Consider the following 21,293-nt stretch of genomic DNA (forward strand, 5'->3'; position numbering starts at 1 on the left):
GTGGGATTTCACCAATTTCATCGAGAAAAATGGTCCCTCCATTAGCCTGCTCAAATTTCCCTTTATGCCCTTGACGCTTAGCCCCTGTAAATGCGCCTTCGACATAACCAAATAATTCACTCTCCATTAAATCTTTGGGGATGGCTCCGCAATTTATGGTAATAAACGGTCCTTTTTTTCGAGGACTATTTTCGTGAATAGACATAGCAACAAGCTCTTTTCCAACCCCTGTTTCACCAGATATATACACATTAGCTTCGGTTGGTGCAACAAGCTTTACTTTATGTAATGTGTTTTGAAACGCTTCACTAATACCCATTTCACCCTTGAAATTAAACAACTTAGATGGCGAAGAAGTTGGAAAAAGCCTATTTTGGGTATGACTAAGACCTTCTGATAAAAATAAACACTTTCCTGATACCCTTTTATCTTCTGTAGAAATAAGAAGAGTTTCCTTTTCAATTTGGTATCCAAAGTTTAAAAAATCAGACAGTCTCATTCCAATAGATTGAGAAATTTTTTGACGAACTTGTTTGCTGGCTGAAATGATGATTTCTTTATGATTACAAACAATAAAGGGGCGGTCTGGATAAGCTTCTGCTAGTTCAATAGATTGCTGAGTTAGTGCCAACTCTCTTTTATAGGAGCGAACCGCCATCTCTTGTTCTATCGTATACGCCAAAGTGGCAACCATACCAAGCATAGATGGATGAAAATATTCAACCGGATATCTAAAACGCCCATTAACATCCTATCTTCATTAAAAATAGGCATTGCAGAACAACTCCATTTATGTGAGGCAATAGAGTAATGTTCAGTTCCTTGAATCATTACTGCCTCCCCCGTTTTCAAAGCAGTTCCAATAGCGTTTGTTCCGACTTCACCCTCCGTCCAGCGTACGCCTTCCACAAAATTTATTTTACCTGCTTCATCCAGAATTTTTTCGTTTCCAGATAGGGAAAGAACATATCCATCAGGGTCTACTAATAAAGCCATCATTCCAGACTCTTTAATCGCTTGGTTCATTCTTGTTAATTGGGGCGATGCTACATCTAGAAGTACGGAGTTTTTTTCTCTTTGAACGTTCAATAAATCATTTGTTAACACATGATTACCTTTATTTAGATACGGATTGACTTGTTCTTTTTTACAGCGATGCCAAGATTCCTTAATTCGCTTGTCCAAGCGATTTGAATCGAGAACCCCCTCACTAATAAAACGTTCCCATGTACGTAAATAACAACTAGTGGATAACATATAATCCTCCTCTAATCATCTGGTTTAAACATTTTCAACATTCATTTGAAAAATAAGAGCATGTCTTTTCAATCAAGAGAAATAATACCGTGGAGTAATAAAAAGGATGTTAATCGAGGTCCACTTTATTATAGTAGATTATGTATACGCTTACAATATTTTGATTGCAATTAACAAAAACTTCACAATAAAAGCTTCACATGATCATTCACGTGAAGCTTACTTATTAATCATTTATGCGATTCCTATTCCTATAATGCTTGTTTTTATGAAAAAATGACGCCTCCATCAATCATGATAGATTGTCCTGTCATATAGTCAGAATCTCGTGAGGCGAGATACGATACAAACTTCGCAACATCTTCTGGGGTCTCAGGTCGTCCCAAGGTAATAGAATCCGAAAACTTTTTAAATGCTTCTCCTTTTCCCAGATTCATATATTGACCCATTTTTTCATCGATAAGATCCCACATTTGTGTACCGACGATACCTGGACAGTATGCATTTAACGTAATTCCAAACTGAGCCAATTCTTGTGCTGCCGCTTGTGTAATGCCTCTAACGGCAAATTTAGTTGCTGAGTAAGTTCCTAGTAGGCTAAACCCTTTGTAACTAGCTATACTGGCAGCACTAATAATTTTCCCGCCTTCTTGCTTTTTCATTTGCTCAGCAGCCGCTTGCAGACAAAAAAGCACACCATTTACATTTATACTAAAAATCTGTTCAAGGTCTTCCTGAGTCACTTCAAGCAATGGTTTAATTTGGGCAATTCCTGCATTTGAAACCATAACATCAAGTTGTCCAAAATGATCCACAACTTGATCAACCATATTGAATACTTCATTTCTTTTACTTACATCAGCTTTCACTGCAAAGCTTTCACGTCCAAGTTCCTTAATTTCGTTTACGACCGATTCGGCGCTATCCAAATTGACGTCGTTAATCACCACATTCAATCCATCTTGAGCTAGTCTCAATGCAATCGCACGTCCAATTCCACGACCTGAACCAGTGACAATCGCTGTTCGATGACTAATAACCATACAAAATACCCCCAATTCAATAGGATTCAGTTCATTTAAGTATGCACTGCTTGGCCACTAACGCTTAATAATGCCTCATGTATGCACTCCGACAAGGTTGGGTGCGCTGCTATTAGATCTTCCATAATATCAGTCGTAATTTCCGCATGGAGCATGACCGTTCCTTGACCAATTATTTCTGTCGCGTGTGGGCCAACGATGGAAAACCCCAGTATCTCATTAAATTGAGGATCTACTACGACTTTGACCTTTCCAATCTGTTTGTTAGAAATAAGAGCTTTTCCATTTGCGGAAAAAGGAAATTCTCCAACTTTAATATCACCATATTTATTTCTTGCTTCTGTTTCCGTCAATCCTACGCTAGCAATCTCAGGGGAAGTATAAATACATCGAGGAATTGCTCGATAATTTACTTTAGTCTCGTGTCCACAGGCATTCAGAGCAGCTACTCTTCCCTCATGAAAAGCTACATGTGCAAGTTGGATTCCACCAATCACATCACCACAGGCATATATTGAAGAATTACTTGTTTGCATTTGATTATTTACAGAAATACCATGTTTGGAAAAATCAATACCATTCCGCTCTAGGTCCATTCCGTTTACTCTAGGCTTTCTCCCTATTGAAACAAGTACGTAATCGGCATGAACTTCGTCAATACTGCCATCACCTTTATCTAAAAATACTATCTTATTATTAGTATTCATGTCTTTGACAGATGTGGAGGCATGGATTATTACCCCTTGGCTTTCCAATTCTTTATGTAGGACGGCTGAGATATCTTCATCTTCCCCTGGGAGCAGCTTTTCACCCATCTCAACGATTGTAACCTTAGTGCCCATCCGGCTATAAATACTTGCAAACTCGCATCCAATGACTCCGCCTCCAATAATCAAAAGTGAAGTAGGAATAGAAGGGAGTGACATGGCTTGGCCACTATGGATGATCCATTTACCATCGAACGGTGCAAATGGCAATGGAATCGGTTCGGAACCTGTAGAAATAATGATTTTACTAGCTTCAATCTCTTCATATTTATTGTCATTTTCTATCCGAAGTTGGTGGTTCGTTATTAAAGAAGCTCTTCCTTGAATTACTTTTATATTATTTTTTTCATTAAACAATGAACGCCTTGGACAAGTGTCGACACAATAGCTTTCTTTCGTTTCTGCACCACTTCCCAATCGATATCAATTGAGTTAGATGGGAGACGGATTCCCAATTCACCTGCATTTTTCACCAACTCATACGTATCAGCACTTTCTAACAAAGACTTCGTTGGCATGCATCCTTCGTTTAAACAGGTTCCTCCAAGTGGCCCATCGACAACCAGTATCACTTCTTTTCCCTGCTGGGCAGCAGTAATTGCCGCTACATACCCAGCAGGACCTCCTCCGATAATTGCTATACGATTCAAGAGATTTCCTCCTTTTTCTATAAAAGCATAGTCATTGGCTCTTCTAAATATCTTTTTATTGTTTGTAAAAAGGCAGAAGCAGGAGCCCCATCTAAGACACGATGATCAAAGGTTAAACTGAGTGGCAAAATAGTTCTTCTTTCCAACGTATCTTCAATAAAGAGCGGAGTATCATAAGCAGAGCCAATTCCAAGAATTCCTGTTTCCGGGGTATTTAAAATCGGCGTGAAGTGTTCTACACCGTATGCTCCCAAATTGCTGATCGTAAAAGTAGAGCCATTCATTTCTTCAGATGGCAATTGACCTTCACGAGCAAGCTTAGCTAGTTCCTTTCCTTTCTTCGATAACTGCTTTAGTGTACAGACATCCGCATTTCTTATAACTGGAACAACTAACCCCTTTTCCAAGGCAACAGCTAATCCAAGATGTACATGCTCAAATAAATGGATTTTATCTTCTACATAAGCACTGTTCATTTTAGGGTGATCTTTTAATGAATGGACGACAGCTTTGGCAACAAAGTCTGTGACCGTCAGTTTACTATCATCATGTTTTTGAATAATTTCTGTAGCTTGTCTTTGCAATTTGATTAAAGCGGTTACATCTGCCTTCATCGTAAGAGTTAATTGAGCACTACTTTGTAAGCTATCCTGCATACGTGTGGCAATAATTTTCCGCATTCCGTTTACAGGAATCTCCTGTGTTTTCTCTATAGATTGCGCAGGGATTAAGATACTATCTTCTTTATTTTCAGGCTTTGATTCAGGTCTCTTAATTGCTTTCTGTACATCATCTTTAGTAATTCTTCCACCCGGTCCAGTGCCTTGAATTTTCTCAATATCAAGATTAGCGGCCTGTGCCATTTTACGTGCAACAGGGGTAATCATCACACGATCCACATTTTTACTAATTGGCAAATTAGGTAGATCTGGATTTTTCTGTGTTTCTTTTTTGTGGTTTTCCGGCTTGATTTCTTCAGCAACAGGCTCATAAACCAATACGTTTTCATTCGGATTTCCGATATAACAGATAACAGTTCCAGGAGGGACGCCTTGTCCTTCTGGTACAGCTATGTTTAGTATCGTACCTTCTGACGGCGACTCGATATCCATTTCTATTTTCTCAGAATTAATGCTGGCTATTGCTTCGCCCTTTTCTACAGTATCGCCGACTCCCTTACTCCATTCCGAAACAGTACCTTCTTTCATTGCCATGCCTAATTTCGGCATTACTACTTCAACAGCCATGTCTTTTTTCTCCCTTCAGCTTTGTTTCTTTGCCTATCATTGGTTTCAGGCTCCAACTTTCGAGGATCAATGCCAAAAAGGTGGAGCCTTTTTCATTTTTACTTACACCCTAAGAATAGATGGTTCTCCTAACAATTCTGATACAACTTTAATTACTTTCTCTGGTGTAGGTAGATAGATATCTTCTAGTGGTGGAGAAAAAGGTACCGGCGTATGTGGTGCAGTAATTCTTTTTATTGGCGCATCAAGCGTATCAAATCCTTTATCCGCGACCAATGCTGCAATATCTGTGGCCACGCTGCACCTTGGATTTGCTTCATCCATCACAATAAGACGGTTTGTTTTTGCGACGGAGGAAAGAATCGATTCTTCATCCAGCGGTGACAAGCTCCTTGGATCAACAATTTCAACTTCAATGCCTCTACCAGCAAGTTGTTCAGCAGCATCCATTGCCGTATGAACTTGTTTACCGATAGCAACGATGGTTAAATCTGAACCAGACCGTTTTATTTCTGCTTTTCCGATTGGAATCGTATAATAACCTTCTGGTACCTCACCTACCATGTTATATAGCGTTTTATCTTCAAAAAAGATTACTGGATCATTATCCTCGATAGCTGAGAGTAACAGCCCTTTTGCATCATAAGGGGAAGAGGGGACAACTACTTTCAGTCCCGGAATACTTGTAAACAAGGCATATAAGCTTTGCGAATGCTGAGCTGCTGCCCTAAATCCTGCGCCATGCATCGTACGAATCGTAACAGGAACTTGCGCTTTTCCTCCAAACATATAACGGAACTTGGCCCCTTGATTTAAAACCTCATCTAAACAACTCCCAATAAAATCGTTAAACATTAACTCTGCAATCGGACGTAATCCCGTAGAAGCTGCTGCCATAGCGGCTCCCATATACCCTGCTTCGGCAATCGGTGTATCTAAAATCCGGTCACGACCAAATTCTTGCACTAATCCTTTTGTAACCCCTAAAACACCACCCCATGCTTCGTCATCTTGAAGATGATCAACTTCTGCTCCGCCGGCTACATCCTCTCCCATAAGAATGACATTTTCATCTTTTCTCATTGCGAGCGCCATTGCTTCATTTATTGCTTGTGACATACTGATTTTTCTACTCATCTCAATTCCTCCTTTTATTGTTTAATAAGAAACATAAACATCGTTTAATAAATCGGAAGCCTCTGGATATGGGCTTTCTTCACTAAACTTAACAGCTTGTTTAATTGCCTCTTCAACTGAATTCTCGAGGGAAACCAATTCAGTTTCAGCTAACAGATTCTGATTCAGTAAGTATTTTCTAAATTGAGCAATAGCATCTTTTTCTTGTTTATGTTCTTTCTTGTCTTGTTCTTTTTTATATTTCTGAGCATCGCCCTCGAAGTGTCCATAATTTCTATAGGTTACGCATTCTATTAATGAAGGACCTTCTCCTCTGCGAGCTCTTTGAACTGCTTCTTCTGCTGCCTGATAAACAGCAATTACATCCTTCCCATCCACTCGAACTCCCGGGATATTGTAGCTTATCGCACGATCGGCTATTGTTTTGCAGCTAGAAGCATAATTAAAAGGTGTGGCTTCACCATAACCATTGTTTTCAGCAATAAAAACAACAGGAAGATTCCAAATAGCCGCAAGATTGATCCCTTCATGAAAAGTGCCGTGATTATTAGCACCATCTCCAAAAAAACATACACTTACATGATCAGTTTTTTTATACTTGGCAGTTAATGCTGCACCACAAGCAAGTGGAAAGCCTCCTCCGACAATACCGTTTGCGCCTAACATTCCTTTATCTAAATCGGCTATATGCATGGAACCGCCTTTTCCTTTACAAAGACCTGTTACTTTCCCGTAGATTTCGGCCATCATTCCATTTAGGTCGCATTCTTTAGCTATACAGTGACCATGACCCCGATGAGTGCTTGTAATGCTGTCCTTTTCTGTAAGGTGGGCACACACGCCTACTGCCACCGCTTCCTCCCCAGCATACAAATGAACAAATCCTGGTAAGATTCCCTTAGCAAATGATTCATGAACTTGGTCTTCGAATTTTCTAATCTCAAGCATTTTTTTGTACATCCAATAAGCCTTGTCCTGTGATAACTGAATTTCTTTAATTTGAATCGTTTCCATATTCCAGCCCCCAATCTTAATAATGAGTCAATAATATATAGTGCAATTTACGTGCCAAAATGGAAATTCGCTATATTAGGAATTTATCTATTTTCTAGAGAAACAAAACGAGACAAAATGAGATAGTTGTCTCGTTTTGTCTCGTTTTAAAAGAAAAATGATAAAGGTGGTTTTAGAATTTTTTATATAGAATGTATGTAACATGATTTAGCATGCAAAATTGATAGGTACTATTAAATAGCAGTTCAAAAACTAATAGAGATGGGGACAAAAAAAGACGGATCCATTTTGCTCCGCCTGTATTTGTAGCTTTGTAATAAAGTTTGATAAAAAGTAACCTTATTTGGTTGTTAACACAAAGACTCCATTTTGAAAAAAGTTTGATTATTTCATTGAACCTTCTTCTGCTAAAGCCCCCGTTAGTTCCATAAAAGTGCTGCTGACCTGCTCCTGATATTGAAGTAAAGCACCGTTAAGTTGTAGAAGACGTCGCTTCCACCTACCTTTAGATGGTTATTATAGAAATCTCACATTATGAAATATATGTTTTTTTTCATTCCGTTCGATTATTAATTCTTCTATACCTAAAATTGCTGTATCTGATTTTGTTGTTTGTTCTTGAATCCATGGCGGGTAAAACTGAATTATTAAATTCTTCGTACGCTTTTTTTGGATAAGTATTTCTGGATATTGCAAAGAAATAAATACCTATCGTTCTACCTCTTTGGTAAGAGGCAGTGGCGATAACGGTAGACATCTACTATCAAATTCAAATTGTCTAGTCAGACCAAAGCAAATACTTAGTTCGTCGCTATTCAAAAGTTGATATTTAAGTTGCTTTTGTAACATATTTCTCAGTATCGTTCAGATTCCTATAATAAGTAAATTACCTCAACTTATAAAAAAAGTTGCGTAGCAACCCTGTAATAGAAGTAAATCCACCTGTTAGGTGGAAGATCGTTCTGCATTACCGCGCTGCACTATATAACAGATAGGGCCCGTTTGGTTATGTAAGTCGATACCTGACATAATAATCTGTATTACAATATTTATTATTACTAAAGTATTTAACATTAAATTATTTGTTTAGATATCTAAATATATTTTCCACTTGCTTATGTTTATTAAATTTGCTAATATAACTGACGAACGTTCGTTAGATTCGAGGTGATTTTATTGAAAAGCAATGAAATTAAGGAGGCAGCTCTAAAATATTTTACAATTCATGGTTATGAAGGAGCATCCCTTTCTCTAATAGCTGAAGAAGTCGGCATGAAAAAGCAATCCATTTACGCACATTTTAAAGGAAAGGATGATCTTTTTCTACAAGTTTTACGTGATGCTAAAGAGACTGAATTATCTTCAAAACTCCAATATTTCAGTGAAATTGATTCACAAAATCCTAAATCAGATTTATACGGATTTCTACAATTGGTAATCGATCTTTTCCAAAAAAATGAGCAGTTAAAGTTTTGGCTACGTATGTCTTTTTTTCCGCCAGCACATCTTGCGAAAGCAATCGAAAAGGAAGTAATCGATATAGAAGATAAGGTGCAGGTGATACTGGAAAGTAAATTTCAGGATTGGATCGATGCTAAAGTAATAGTCGGAGATGTATCAAAAACGCCGACCTTTGCCTTCTTAGGAGTAGTCGATTCTATTTTGCTGGAGCTTGTATATGGCAATGATGAGAAGCGGCTGAAGGATAAATTAGAAGCCTCTTGGACAGTATTTTGGAGAGGTATTTCACATCAATGATTCATAAAGAAAGGAGGTGTTGATACATGGAGAAAACAATAAAAGAACAAAAGGCGGTATTAATTATTCTTCTAAGCAATATATTCATTGCTTTTCTGGGAATTGGACTCATTATCCCCGTTATGCCGTCATTTATGAATATCATGCATTTATCAGGAAGTACGATGGGCTATCTTGTTGCTGTATTTGCGGTATCACAGCTTGTTATGTCACCATTCGCGGGTCGTTGGGTTGACCGTTACGGCAGAAAGAAAATCATCATTATCGGATTATTCCTTTTTGGTGTTTCAGAACTTATCTTTGGTGTAGGCACGAACGTATCCGTGTTTTATTTATCAAGGATCCTAGGGGGAATCAGTGCCGCCTTTATTATGCCAGGTGTTACTGCATATGTTGCAGATATTACATCTGTTCAAGAAAGGCCAAAAGCAATGGGCTATATTTCAGCCGCCATTAGCTTGGGCTTTATAATAGGACCTGGGATCGGTGGCTTTATTGCAGAATTTGGTATACGCTTACCCTTCTTCCTGGCAGCGGCCATTGCTTTTTTAGCATGCCTTTCATCAATATTCATTTTAAAAGAGCCGATGACAAAGGAACAGCTTGCAAAAGTTTCTGCTAATACAAAGCAAACAAACTTTATTGGTGATTTAAAAAGATCACTTAATCCACTTTACTTTATTGCGTTCATCATTGTATTTGTACTCGCTTTTGGTTTATCGGCCTATGAAACTGTTTTTAGCCTATTTTCTGATCATAAATTCGGCTTCACGCCGAAGGATATTGCAATTATCATTACAATAAGCTCTATTTTCGGAGTTGTTGTGCAAGTATTTATGTTTGGAAAACTGGTAGATATCCTCGGCGAAAAAAAGCTTATCCAATTATGTTTAATCGTCGGTGCAATTTTTGCGGTAGCGTCCACTATGATCTCTAGCTTTTTGGCAGTTCTTGTGGTAACTTGCTTCATCTTCCTTGCATTTGACTTGCTTCGTCCGGCATTGACGACATTTTTATCAAAAGCTGCCGGGAAAGAGCAAGGATTTGTTGCTGGAATGAACTCAACCTATACGAGCTTAGGGAATATCGCCGGGCCATCTATGGGAGGATTACTATTTGACATAAACATCCACTATCCTTATCTTTTCGCTGCTGTCATTATCGTCATTGGCCTCGGTATTACAGTCATTTGGAAAGAAAACCGATTGGCAGAAAGCTTAGCGAAATAATTAGAAAAGCACAGGGAGCCTTTGAACAATCAAAAACCCAGGTTTTTTCCTGCGATGATCATACAAAGTAGCTTTCCTTGTGGAGATTGACAATTTTTCTAACTCGAAAAGTTATACTTTTATTTGTATCAAAACCCTTTGTCCATATTGAACAAGGGGTTTTGATCTTATCTACTAATAAATATCCGTTGAGTCAGAATGTAGATTTAAAACGTGTTTTAGGTACTTCTTTACCCTTTTAGCTTCTCCCGCTGTCGAGCCAACCGAGCCATTTTTTATATATAAAATCCTTCTGCGTCATCTTCATTTAATAATCTCAAAGAGACTTCTTCATCAATCTTATGGATAACAAATTTTTCTCTTCCGTTGTCTCTATCCTACCTTGTCTTCTAAGAAAAAAGTTACTTCCCTCTTTTTTCACCAACCTACTACTTTCGTTAAATAAAAAATATCCTGCATTAAACAGGATATCTTATCTAACCACTCTTCATCGGAACATTTTTTAAACATCACGACTCTATTTTAAAGCCACAGTATTCTTAGAATATTTTTTCCTCATTTAATTCAAATGCTAAATCTTTGAAAAATTGAAGCGATTCAGGATTGCCCATAGAGTCTGGATTCACTACCTTATCAAACTCAAAACCTAATAGTACTTTGCGAATCGGAACTTCCATTTTCTTTCCGTTCAATGTTTTTGGTATTTGCTCAATGACATAAATTTGGTCTGGGATAAAACGAGGAGAAACATTCCCTCTAATTTGTTCCTTAATTTTTGCTTTCAGGGTAGGGTCTAGACTGTTGCCAGACTTAAGAACAACAAACATCAGTAAGGAAGAACCACGCCCTAGCACTTCTCTATCAATTACAAGACTTTCCATTACCTCTTCAATCGCTTCAACAACCCGGTAAATATCACTTGTACCCATACGTACTCCAGAACGATTAATCGTCGAATCGGAACGTCCATAAATGATACAACTGCCTTTATCGTCAATTTTTATCCAATCACCATGTTTCCAAATACCAGGATACGTATCAAAATAACTCTCGTAGTATCTTATCCCATCTTTGTCATTCCAGAAATAAAGCGGCATGGATGGCATCGGTTTGGTAATGACCAGTTCTCCGACATCATTAATTAAAGATTGGCCTTGTTCATCAAAGGCTTCGACATGAACACCTAATGCCCGTCCCTGTATTTCGCCAATTCGAACGGGTAATGTAGGCACACCTCCTACAAATCCGGCACAGACATCTGTTCCGCCACTCGATGAACTGAGCCAGATATCCTTTTTAACATTTCCATATACCCACTTGTATCCGTCACCTGATAAAGGAGCTCCTGTAGAAAAAAGAGCTTTCAATTTCGATAGATTATATTTTTCCATTGGCTTGATTCCTAATTTCATAGAATTCGTTAGAAAAGGGGCACTTGTTCCAAAGAATGTCATGCCTGTATCTTCAGCCAATTCCCAAAGAGTATCCATGTTAGGGAAGGAAGGACTACCGTCATAAAGAACTATTGTCGCTCCATTAAGCAAACCACCCATTAGCAGGTTCCACATCATCCAACCTGTCGTTGTGAACCAGAAAACGGTATCTTCGGAAGTCATACTTTGATGCAATCGTGTGGATTTAAAATGCTCCAATAAAATGCCACCATGCCCCTGTACAATCGGTTTTGGCATTCCGGTTGTACCTGATGAATAGAGGATCCAAAGCGGGTGATCGAATGGAACACTTTCAAAAGATAGATCCGCTGATTCGTTTAGAAGGGTTGACCATGGAATTATTTTCTTCAGATTTACCTCAAAGTTCGTTTTATCTATGTACGGAATCAACACTGTATGCTTGATAGTGGCTATTTCCTTTTGCAGCTGCGAAACAACTGAGGTTTTATCATACACGTTCCCATTATACTGATACCCGTCAATTGCAAGTAAAACAACCGGTTCAATTTGCTTAAAGCGGTCAATGACACTTCTTGCCCCGAAGTCGGGTGAACAACTCGACCAGATGGCGCCTATACTTGCTGTTGCCAAGAACGCTATGACGGTTTCAGGGATATTTGGCATATAGGCCACAACACGGTCACCCGATTTCACACCAAGTTTCCTTAATGAATGAGCGACAGAGGCAACTTTTTCTTTCAGCTCTTTCCAGCTTACCTCTTGCTTCTTGATATGCTCGGAACGGAAAAAAATCGCCGTTTTATCTTCTTGATCATTCGATAATGCATTCTCTGCATAATTGAGTCTCGATCCTTCAAACCACTTTGCACCCGGCATCGAATTATCTGCTAAAACCTTGTCATATTTTCTTTCAGCTTTTACTTCACAAAAATCCCATATTGACGCCCAGAAGTTCTCTAGCTCATAAACCGACCATTTCCATAGCTCATGATAATTATGAAACGCCAAACCTTTCTTTTCCTTTAACCAATTCACGTAATGACTCAATACCGTCTGATCGATTTGTTCTTTACTCGGTTCCCAAATGATTTGTCCATCTGCAAGCGTTTTCATTTAAATCATCTCCCTTTGGCATCAAATGCATTATTGAATTATTTCATATAATTGGTAGTTTAATTAAATGATAAAGTATTCTCTCAAAACCGTCAATTCACTCAAACTTAGGATGGATTAATTCTTTAATCTATCACTTTCGTTTCTATGAATAGGAAGTTTAATACAGAAGCAAGTTCCTTTCCCTTTCACACTTGACACACTAATAGTTCCATTCATACTTTTAATAATACTATAAGAAACCATCATACCTAGTCCTGTCCCTTTTTCTTTTGTCGTAAAATAAGGCTCACCTAAGCGGCTTATTTGTTCTTTTGTCATGCCAACGCCTTTATCTTGAATCTTAATTTGGAGAGTTGTTGTTGGGGCGTGATGGATTAAATGTATGTATAGTTCACCATTAACTTGCATCGATTCGATGCCGTTTTTTAAAATATTAAACAAGCACTGTTGAAATTTTTTTCTTTCTCCTATGATATAATAAGCGTCATCTTCCAAAAGCGATAATTTTATGTCTATTCCATTCATGTTTGCCAAGGGCTTAATAATATTTACCGCATGCTGAATCTCATCGGACACTCTTAAGTGTTCTTTATTTTCAGGGGTTGTTGCTGCAAACGTTAAATAATCATTAATGACTTCTGTAGCTCGATCTAATTCCCTCAAAGCGATATTTGCATACTTTACCTTTGTTTGCGAAGAAACTTCCTCTTGTAACATTTGAATATATCCTCTAGTTACTGTTAGGGGATTACGAACTTCATGTGAAATACTTGCAGCAAGGTGACTTACGATTTGTAACTTTTCTGCTTTTGCTAATTTTTCTAAAATCTGAAAATTCGCAAGGATGGCCTCCCACAGAATAATCACAATAACAATGCCAACGACTTGGATTATAAAGTATTGTTTCCATAAACTTATACCTATATTGATTCCAAATATTTGTGTTGCAATAAACTGTGTAAGAATCTGAACAATAAAGATTAATAAAATACCAACGATATTTTTTTGAATACAGACATTTGTAAATAGTATTTAGAAAGAAAAGATATTGAAATACCAATTAATGGAAAAGTGATGCATGAAATATAAAATCCATTTTCTCCCCCCGACAAATATCGAATAATAAGAGTGATAGCTATTAATAAAAAACTTAATCGATAACCTCCATATAAACCACCTAAAAGAAATGGAATCCATCGGAGATCCCAAACAAAGTGTTCTTCTATTACTACTGGAAATAACATACATAGAACAAGTGAAAGAATAGGAAAAATGGCTAAGAACCATCCTTTTAATGCATCTAAACGGTACACGTATTTCACTAGATACACCATTTGCAATAAAAAGATGGGAAGAAGAATTAATAAAAAGTTAATCAGTAAATCTTTGGTCATAAGATTCATATCTACACCGAACTTTCAATGTTTTGCGAAAATTTTGAAATGCATATAAATCATAACAAGTTAGGGAATTTTAATCTAGTAAAATTATTGAGTAATTTTCAATAAAGAAAAGCGCAAAACACTGAAGTACATAATAGAATACGAAACAAGAAGCGGTCGATTCAGTCTAAAAAATGAATAGGTGAGAACTTCTCAAAAAAGACAAAAAAAAAGCACTGAAACAGTCATTTCAGTGCAGCACAAATATAATTCTTTAATAAAGAGCTGCTTTTGCGAGCATAGTAATCGTTGCATCGTCCATTGGAGGATTATGAAGTCCCGCACGTACATCTCTGTAATAACGTTGCAATGGGTTCGTCCGTTGTAAGCTTTTGGCCCCAACGACCCTCATCGCTTTATCAACGATAGATATTGATTTGTTTACGACTGATAACTTAACCGCACCCAGCTCTTTCGATAATTCATCATGATTTTCAGTTTGTGTTTCCCATTTTTCCGCGACAGAATAGAGAAAATGGCGTGCTTCACTTAATTCCAGTTCAATTTCTCCAATCATTCTTTGAACATTAGGAAGATCTCGAATTGGTCCCGGCAGGCTATTTGGTGAATAAGTTTTCGCAAATTCGACTGCATAATTTCTTGCAGCCATCGCGATTCCTAAATAGCAGGCTGGTATATGTAACAGCCATGATTCAGGTTTCTTCTTGCCAGGTTTGCTTTGCATGACATAATACTTATCTGGAAGGATGACTTCATTTAACACTAAATCATGACTTCCTGTACCCTGCATAGAAATCATATCCCATGTTTCTTCTATACTTATCCCTTTTATGTTTCGATGAACCAAAAAGGTGCCAAGTTGCTCATCGTGAGGTACCCAGGCTGTAACAAGGAAAATATCTAGGACAGGTGATAGGGTCGTAAAGGTTTTTCTGCCATTCAATACCCATTGATTACCTTTCTTGATAGCTGTCGTTTCAGGACGTCCTCCACGGGTCGGACTTCCTGTTCCTGCCTCTGATGCTGCCGTGTTGATGAGGGCACCTTTGGACACTTCATCAAACAATTCGTCCATAACCTCTTTTTCCCATGGTCTTTTTTCAGTCAGAGAAAGTACCGTTCCTACATGCCAGCCGATTCCTAAAGCAGTTGGACCACAATACTCAGCTATTTTCTCCTGGCTAAGGAGGAAATCATACAAGGATCCACCATTACCTCCATACTCTTTTGCTAGCGTTAATTTAGGATATCCGAAATCCTTTAATTCCTGAATGTTTTCAAAAGGAAAGCCTTTTGATTCATCAAGATTTTCAGATCGTCCGGAAAAAGACTTAATCGCCGCCTCTAATTTTTGTATATATTCTTTTTGCTCTGCTGATTGAAAAAACGACATGAAGATCATCCCTTCTATATATGTAAAACAATATCCTATACCATCTAGCAAGAGAATCAGCATCTGCTAGAACTCACCTTTATCATATCACTTTAGTGGTGATTACAGTTTGAATCTGTACATTAAGAGTTAATGTCTTCATTTTTATATTGTTTATTAGCATTCTTATAAGCTTCTTTCGCTTGATTCATATCTTTATTTTCTATGAAATATGCAATGGCAGCTTGACCAATACCATAAGTAACAGCTCCCGCTACCGCACCTGAAACAGCAAGACCAGCACCTGGAATGAATCGAACTGCAGCTCGAACACCTTCCCTGACAAGCAAACCAATTCCGACGTTAATTCCTAAAGCTGTGATGAATTCACTGGCAGTTTTCGTATTGATATCTTTATCTGCGATAAAACCAATCACAACAATCATCAGTCCTTGGATACCAGTCAATATTGGAAAATCAGCAAAAGGGATTGGCTCGGCACCGATTAGACTGGCAATGGCCGTGAACGTACCTACGATAGTCCGCGCAAATTTTTTCTTAACGAATTGGCTCTGTATCGCCTTTGCAGTCTTTAGTTTCGCTTCACTGGGTAAGGCCTCAATTAAGTAATCAGAAAGCAAATCTATATTCCAGCGCATGTCATATTCAATTATTCCCTTTTCATCAAAATCAATATATGAACAAATTGGAATGATGTTTAATAGTGGGATTTCACTTTCTTTAAACCGCTTAGCCATTAAACCGATGGCCTCATCAATATGCTGTTTTTTCTTAGGGTGGGCATCAAAAGGTACTTGTTTATAATGTGGCGGATCTAATTCATCTACCTGGGTGATAACACAGATTACTGGCACATCATAATGATGTTTATCTTTCACAATTTTCCTCAATTTACTTAACTCTTGTAAATCCTCTTCAATCCGAGAATCCGTTTCTTTTGCTTTGATTAAGAAAAGAAACACATCCGGCTGTTCCTCAGTCACCGCTTTAATTAATTCATCCATTGGTGTCTCTTCTTCATAGTCTTCCGTAGGAGTCTCACTCTCACCCAATCCACGAGAGTCCAGCAGACGAATTTTAGGTTGAGAATCACTCGGATACCAAAGCCATTTACCTTTACCAGTTCCAGATTTAACGGAGCTAACGTATTGCCGTTCTTGGCCAAACATTGCATTAATCAGTGATGACTTCCCTGAACCGCGCCTCCCAACAAGAGCAATCCGCGGTTCCCTCGCATCGACCGTCATCGTTTTAAGCTTCAAAAGCTGATCGAGCATTTTGTTCTTTTTCGATTCTGAAATAGGTAATTTATTTACCTGACCTTTAATAAACGTAAACAAACTGCCCATTTCATCGTGTTTCTCTACCATGTGAATTCCCCCTTGATAAGAACTGTTTTATATAATATTTACCCCTGATTGGTTCAACTTAAGCATGTTCATCGAACCATCCCATTACATCAGCTAAAGGGGATTTATCTGTTCTTCAGGAAACTAGAACTGGAGCGAATTGTTCATTTCTCAGTCAGGATTTATCTTTTAGAAACATAACCACACTGGCCATGTATTTTTGAATTTCTTGTACTTGATATGCGGCTGAATCAGCAATCTGTTTGTAATGATGTTGTCCTTCATCCGTAATTCGTAAATAACGTTTTGTTCGTTTTTCACTTTCCCATCTGCCAACAAGCAGGCCGGTCTCTTCCATTTCATGTGATAAATCGTATAAATACCCGTTAGAAGCAATCCAACCGAACTGATTTTTAAGCAGGTCCCCTATTTCCCCCATATAAATGGGCTTCTTTTTGAAAGCCGCCTTCAATGTGACATAACGGACTAAGTCCTTTACGGATATTATTTTCGAGAAATAAGATCGGTATTCCTCAGGAAGTTCGTTCACAACCGGAGGGTTTTCACCAGATCCTTTTAAATCGAACATAAAGCGGTCAATGACATTTTTCACTTCAGAAAAGCGTTCTAGAAAATTCTCCTGGTACCATTTATAAAGTTCTTTCCCTTTTTCCGTTATTTGATAATAATTTCTTCCCTTGTTCGTGTATAATGATAAATGGCCGGATTCGACAAGAGTATTAGAAATCTTACATAAGTAGTCATAGCTATGCACTTTTCCAGTAAACGTATTTTTCAGGTCCTGATGAATCGCCCTTGGATAATTTGTTTTTACTGTTAAAGAATGCAGTAAAAAAATCGTTAAAAATTCTCTCTGACTTAAACCAACCGATTCTACCGTTGTAGACAGTTTTTCCCCTTTCTTCACTGTCAAAACCTCCTTTATATTGTGTATCAGTTAACTCGTTAGAATAAATATTTCTTCGTCCTCCCCTTATTATCCTGTGCTACCACATAATAGTAAAGTTTTTAATGCCTAATCCACTTAGTACTATAGTTTGGGATTTCATCTATTATTGGTTGAATAGAATTCTGAATATTCTGTCGAGTTATTCTTTCAAATAAATAATGATATTTACGACATAAAAAAAGCAACGACCAATTATTAGGCCGTTGCTTTTTTAAATACTCTTATTGTTCCGTTAAAATAATCGGAGCTTCTTTTGTAATAACAAGAGTATGTTCATATTGAGCGGAAAGTTTGCCGTCCGTTGTTCTAGCGGTCCAGCCGTCTTGGTCCATTTTCATATGCCATGTTCCTGCATTCAACATTGGCTCGATTGTTATGACCATTCCTTCTTTCAGACGAGCACCTTTACCTGGTTTACCATAATGTAAAACAGTAGGGTCTTCATGCATTGTTTTACCAATGCCGTGTCCTGTGAAATCACGGACTACAGAAAATTTTTCGCCTTCTGCATAAGATTGAATCGCATGTCCAATGTCACCAAGGCGATTGCCTGCCCGGGCAACTTCAATGCCTCTATAAAGTGCATTTTTTGTTACATCCATCAAACGTTGAGCTTCCTCGGAAACCTCACCAACTGCATAGGTCCACGCTGAATCCGCCAATCCACCATTAAGATTCACAACCATATCAATCGTTACGATGTCTCCCTCTTTCAAGGCTTTCTTTTGCGGGAAACCATGGCAAATTACATCATTCACAGATGCACAAGTTGCATATTTGTAGCCATTATAGCCCTTTTGTTCCGGCGTTGCACCGTGCTCTGCTAGATATTTGTCGACAAACTCTTCAATTTCCCAAGTTGTAATGCCCGGCTTAATCATTTTAGCGATTTCTCTATGCGTCGCAGCAAGAAGCTTTCCTGCTTCATGCATCAAATGTATTTCTCGTTCACTTTTTATTGTAATCATTTAAAATCCTCTTTCGTTTAATATCTTTTCTGATTGAGACTCTCCTTATTTATCATATGCCTTTTTTTATATAAAAAGCAACCAAAAACCCGGTAAAATTACCGGGTTAATAAATTGATCGCCATTTCTGTATCCGTAATCGGCTTGTAACAAACGTAATTCTCACAAATATAAAACGTTTTATCATCGTTTACCTTTTGACAACTTTCATTAAAAGACGCAAACTCCGCTAGTTTCTGGCTATCTTTGCTGACCAGTAGGTGCACTGTGCTTCTATAAAGTCATTCCTGTAAATCCTTGCTCATTGATATAATGTGCAAGTGCATGGAAATGAGCCTACCTACTCATACTTTTTTACTTCTTGCTCTTCTGATTCAATAGGCTTAAAAATTGATTCAGATGAAAACATATTAAAGTAGATATTAACAAGTACCTTATTTAGTTTTTGATTTACCACACTTCGCTTGGTATTGTCCAAAGCATTTTTCATTATTACTGCCGCAGTTTATCCTCATCTTTAGGGATGCTACTGTCTCCACATACATATATAAATGACCTTTTTCTGTTTTCCTGAATGAGTAACTTGTAACTCACACATTGTAGCTGTGGAATCTATAGGAATCTAATTTCTTTTAAAAGAATCTTCGTTATATGATTTTTTTATCATTGTAAGGACTTAACTAAAATGTGTTCATGAAACTATACTAACTCCAGCCATCACTATTTATTTATTAGGCTTTAGTTACTTCATAAAAGCGCCCTTTTCTGGAATAAAGCTCAAGGATTTAAATATTTACAAATCCTGAGTAATAATAGTTGAATTTTTTATAAATCTTTTAGCTGTTTGCTTTCAAAAGTTTTATTTAATAGGCTATTTTACATTTCATTGTTGCTTTTTATTTCCATGAAAAAAGACCGAAAATTACGGTCTTTGTACTAAACATTCAAATCTCTTTTTTTATAAAAAACATAGGTTACGACCAAAAGTGTTAGAATCAATATTAGTGAAATTACTACAAATATTACATCCAAACCGCCGCCATACATTACATTTTTCGCTTCAAAATATTTAAATGGTGTAAGATATCTTAAGCCTTCAAGGTTCTCATTCAAATCAATAACGATTGATAACAAATACGTTAGTAAAAGGATTCCAGCCGCTACAGATGCAGCCGTTTTTGGCTTCTTTTTTACAGCAGCAAGTGCGCTGCCGATGACCATGAACAAGACCTGCAAAAAGAACATTGCCGCCATTAATATGGCTATTTCACCATTAACCGCCTCACCATCGCTGTATTTCCCTAAAAGAATAATGGACGAAACGAATGTTGCGAGATTAAAGATTACGATATTAGTGAATGCTGCCAATAGCTTATTTGTAATGACTTTACTTCTAGATACTGGTTTGACGAATAAAAACTCGGATGTTTTATCCCGTTCTTCTTTAGCAATAATGGTTGCTCCAAGCATTACCGCATGAATGGTTGCCATTAATAATAAATAGAGAAAAAGCATTCCATAGTAGCCGCTGGCCTTCGTTAAATCTAAATCACTGAAACCCAATACAGCCCGCAGCGATTTTGGAATATCTGCGATCAAATCATTTATCGATTGCCCCGATGACGAATATGCTTCATATTTAGTCATTCCTGATGTCACCATAAGGAAGATACCGATGCTCCAAAATATGAGCGATTTTCGATGATACTTCATTTCTTTTAAAAATATATTCATGACCCAACTCCTCCATATAGCGTTCCACAAGTAAAGCAAGCATTCTTAAACAGCATGTATATCCTTCTTGTTATAGACGACATAACTAGCTGCTATGGCAAGAATGATAATAACTGCACCAACAATCAAAAATGTTGCTTCATAGCTGGAATGTTTAATGATATAAGCCGCGTCGAAATATTTAAACGGGGAAATATAACGTTTCACTTCATCACCTGTCGTATCACTGAACATTCCCACAAAGTAGAAAACAAAGACAGTGGCAAGCGAGACGGTCAGCACGGATTTGATCCTTTGGACAATAACAGAAATGATGATCCCCAAGGCTAAGAATAGGAGTTGAATGAAAAAAATTGTAAGCGACAGCAAAAAGAAAATTTTCAAGCTAAACTCATCAGTCTTGACTTGTAATGCCACAAAGCTAGCTGCCGCGAAATAAACGATATTCGTCATGACAATCGAAACAAAAGCTGCCAATAACTTGGCTGTCAAAATTTTAGTACGGGTAACAGGCTTCGTTAACAAAAAGTCCGCTGTTTTTGCAAGGACTTCCTTGCTGACAATAGAAGTGCCGAGATTCATTGCCTGGATTGCTGCGCAAAGAGTAATGAACGATAATGGGAAGCTATAGAATCCTATAATAGTAAAGAAATTTTCTTGATTAAACCCAAGTGCGTTTCTTATCGCAGCCGGATAATTTTCCAATATTTTTTTAAAATCCTCTGCATCCTCTGCAAATGAGGAATACATCGACATGAAAATAACGATGATCACAATTAACGATAGAGACCATATGATCGTAGACTTTCGATAAGCCTTCAATTCATGCATAAAGATATTCAT

17 protein-coding genes and 1 pseudogene are annotated in these 21,293 nt (G+C 37.6%); 2 read left to right on the forward strand and 16 right to left on the reverse strand.

Annotated features, from left to right (window positions below; genetic code table 11):
• The 7 genes and pseudogenes from JFV29_RS31105 to JFV29_RS14225 all read right to left on the reverse strand — a co-directional run.
• Positions 1-703: sigma 54-interacting transcriptional regulator (locus tag JFV29_RS31105; protein WP_201184663.1), on the reverse strand; the 703-nt coding region annotated here is incomplete at its 3' end.
• A complete protein-coding gene (locus JFV29_RS14195; protein WP_201184665.1) occupies positions 667-1,257 on the reverse strand; it encodes a GAF domain-containing protein in 591 nt (196 codons plus the stop codon). The genes JFV29_RS31105 and JFV29_RS14195, both read right to left, overlap by 37 nt.
• A gap of 266 nt (positions 1,258-1,523) precedes the next feature.
• Positions 1,524-2,300 carry an acetoin reductase gene (locus JFV29_RS14205; RefSeq protein ID WP_201184669.1) on the reverse strand — a complete coding sequence of 259 codons (777 nt, stop codon included), beginning with the start codon at positions 2,298-2,300 and terminating at the stop codon, positions 1,524-1,526.
• 35 nt (positions 2,301-2,335) lie between these two features.
• Positions 2,336-3,717: pseudogene (lpdA, locus tag JFV29_RS14210) on the reverse strand (dihydrolipoyl dehydrogenase).
• A gap of 17 nt (positions 3,718-3,734) precedes the next feature.
• Positions 3,735-4,964 carry a dihydrolipoamide acetyltransferase family protein gene (locus tag JFV29_RS14215; RefSeq protein ID WP_201184671.1) on the reverse strand — a complete coding sequence of 410 codons (1,230 nt, stop codon included), beginning with the start codon at positions 4,962-4,964 and terminating at the stop codon, positions 3,735-3,737.
• Positions 4,965-5,066: 102 nt separating this feature from the next.
• The gene (locus JFV29_RS14220; RefSeq protein WP_053346095.1) at positions 5,067-6,101 is read right to left on the reverse strand and encodes an alpha-ketoacid dehydrogenase subunit beta; all 1,035 of its coding nucleotides are present in this window, start codon (positions 6,099-6,101) and stop codon (positions 5,067-5,069) included.
• 21 nt (positions 6,102-6,122) lie between these two features.
• Positions 6,123-7,115 carry a thiamine pyrophosphate-dependent dehydrogenase E1 component subunit alpha gene (locus JFV29_RS14225; protein WP_201184673.1) on the reverse strand — a complete coding sequence of 331 codons (993 nt, stop codon included), beginning with the start codon at positions 7,113-7,115 and terminating at the stop codon, positions 6,123-6,125.
• 1,176 nt (positions 7,116-8,291) lie between these two features.
• Here JFV29_RS14225 and JFV29_RS14230 point away from each other — a divergent pair.
• Positions 8,292-8,873: a TetR/AcrR family transcriptional regulator gene (locus tag JFV29_RS14230; RefSeq protein WP_201184675.1), complete on the forward strand. Its 582-nt coding sequence runs from the start codon at positions 8,292-8,294 to the stop codon at positions 8,871-8,873.
• 26 nt (positions 8,874-8,899) lie between these two features.
• The gene (locus JFV29_RS14235) at positions 8,900-10,102 is read left to right on the forward strand and encodes an MFS transporter (protein WP_201184677.1); all 1,203 of its coding nucleotides are present in this window, start codon (positions 8,900-8,902) and stop codon (positions 10,100-10,102) included.
• A gap of 539 nt (positions 10,103-10,641) precedes the next feature.
• Here the strand turns inward: JFV29_RS14235 and JFV29_RS14240 are convergent.
• From JFV29_RS14240 to JFV29_RS14275, 9 genes are all read right to left on the reverse strand, one after another.
• Entirely contained in the window at positions 10,642-12,630 is a 1,989-nt protein-coding gene (locus tag JFV29_RS14240; RefSeq protein WP_201184679.1) for an acetoacetate--CoA ligase, read from the reverse strand.
• Positions 12,631-12,747: 117 nt separating this feature from the next.
• Positions 12,748-13,500, reverse strand: coding sequence for an ATP-binding protein (locus tag JFV29_RS30505; protein ID WP_342366561.1), 753 nt, complete (start codon positions 13,498-13,500; stop codon positions 12,748-12,750).
• A gap of 113 nt (positions 13,501-13,613) precedes the next feature.
• Positions 13,614-14,027 carry a LytS/YhcK type 5TM receptor domain-containing protein gene (locus tag JFV29_RS30510; protein WP_242486877.1) on the reverse strand — a complete coding sequence of 138 codons (414 nt, stop codon included), beginning with the start codon at positions 14,025-14,027 and terminating at the stop codon, positions 13,614-13,616.
• 262 nt (positions 14,028-14,289) lie between these two features.
• Positions 14,290-15,429: an acyl-CoA dehydrogenase family protein gene (locus tag JFV29_RS14250; protein WP_201184681.1), complete on the reverse strand. Its 1,140-nt coding sequence runs from the start codon at positions 15,427-15,429 to the stop codon at positions 14,290-14,292.
• Positions 15,430-15,551: 122 nt separating this feature from the next.
• Positions 15,552-16,799 carry a GTPase gene (locus JFV29_RS14255; protein WP_201184683.1) on the reverse strand — a complete coding sequence of 416 codons (1,248 nt, stop codon included), beginning with the start codon at positions 16,797-16,799 and terminating at the stop codon, positions 15,552-15,554.
• A gap of 154 nt (positions 16,800-16,953) precedes the next feature.
• The gene (locus JFV29_RS31390) at positions 16,954-17,706 is read right to left on the reverse strand and encodes a helix-turn-helix transcriptional regulator (RefSeq protein WP_056522848.1); all 753 of its coding nucleotides are present in this window, start codon (positions 17,704-17,706) and stop codon (positions 16,954-16,956) included.
• A gap of 263 nt (positions 17,707-17,969) precedes the next feature.
• Positions 17,970-18,716, reverse strand: coding sequence for a type I methionyl aminopeptidase (gene map / locus JFV29_RS14265; RefSeq protein ID WP_057215668.1), 747 nt, complete (start codon positions 18,714-18,716; stop codon positions 17,970-17,972).
• 936 nt (positions 18,717-19,652) lie between these two features.
• The gene (locus tag JFV29_RS14270; RefSeq protein ID WP_201184685.1) at positions 19,653-20,450 is read right to left on the reverse strand and encodes an ABC transporter permease subunit; all 798 of its coding nucleotides are present in this window, start codon (positions 20,448-20,450) and stop codon (positions 19,653-19,655) included.
• A gap of 45 nt (positions 20,451-20,495) precedes the next feature.
• Positions 20,496-21,293, reverse strand: coding sequence for an ABC transporter permease subunit (locus JFV29_RS14275; RefSeq protein WP_201184688.1), 798 nt, complete (start codon positions 21,291-21,293; stop codon positions 20,496-20,498).

This window comes from Peribacillus sp. TH16 (assembly GCF_016651095.1).
GTDB classification, from domain to species: Bacteria; Bacillota; Bacilli; order Bacillales; family DSM-1321; genus Peribacillus; species Peribacillus butanolivorans.

Coding starts and splice junctions, on each gene's coding strand:
- JFV29_RS14205 (WP_201184669.1), bottom strand. CDS start 2,300: ATGGTTATTAGTCATCGAACAGCGATTGTCACTGGTTCAGGTCGTGGA.
- JFV29_RS14215 (WP_201184671.1), bottom strand. CDS start 4,964: ATGGCTGTTGAAGTAGTAATGCCGAAATTAGGCATGGCAATGAAAGAA.
- JFV29_RS14255 (WP_201184683.1), bottom strand. CDS start 16,799: ATGGTAGAGAAACACGATGAAATGGGCAGTTTGTTTACGTTTATTAAA.
- JFV29_RS14195 (WP_201184665.1), bottom strand. CDS start 1,257: ATGTTATCCACTAGTTGTTATTTACGTACATGGGAACGTTTTATTAGT.
- JFV29_RS14270 (WP_201184685.1), bottom strand. CDS start 20,450: ATGAATATATTTTTAAAAGAAATGAAGTATCATCGAAAATCGCTCATA.
- JFV29_RS14275 (WP_201184688.1), bottom strand. CDS start 21,293: ATGAATATCTTTATGCATGAATTGAAGGCTTATCGAAAGTCTACGATC.
- JFV29_RS14235 (WP_201184677.1), top strand. CDS start 8,900: ATGGAGAAAACAATAAAAGAACAAAAGGCGGTATTAATTATTCTTCTA.
- map (WP_057215668.1), bottom strand. CDS start 18,716: ATGATTACAATAAAAAGTGAACGAGAAATACATTTGATGCATGAAGCA.
- JFV29_RS14250 (WP_201184681.1), bottom strand. CDS start 15,429: ATGTCGTTTTTTCAATCAGCAGAGCAAAAAGAATATATACAAAAATTA.
- JFV29_RS14220 (WP_053346095.1), bottom strand. CDS start 6,101: ATGAGTAGAAAAATCAGTATGTCACAAGCAATAAATGAAGCAATGGCG.
- JFV29_RS14225 (WP_201184673.1), bottom strand. CDS start 7,115: ATGGAAACGATTCAAATTAAAGAAATTCAGTTATCACAGGACAAGGCT.
- JFV29_RS14240 (WP_201184679.1), bottom strand. CDS start 12,630: ATGAAAACGCTTGCAGATGGACAAATCATTTGGGAACCGAGTAAAGAA.
- JFV29_RS30510 (WP_242486877.1), bottom strand. CDS start 14,027: ATGACCAAAGATTTACTGATTAACTTTTTATTAATTCTTCTTCCCATC.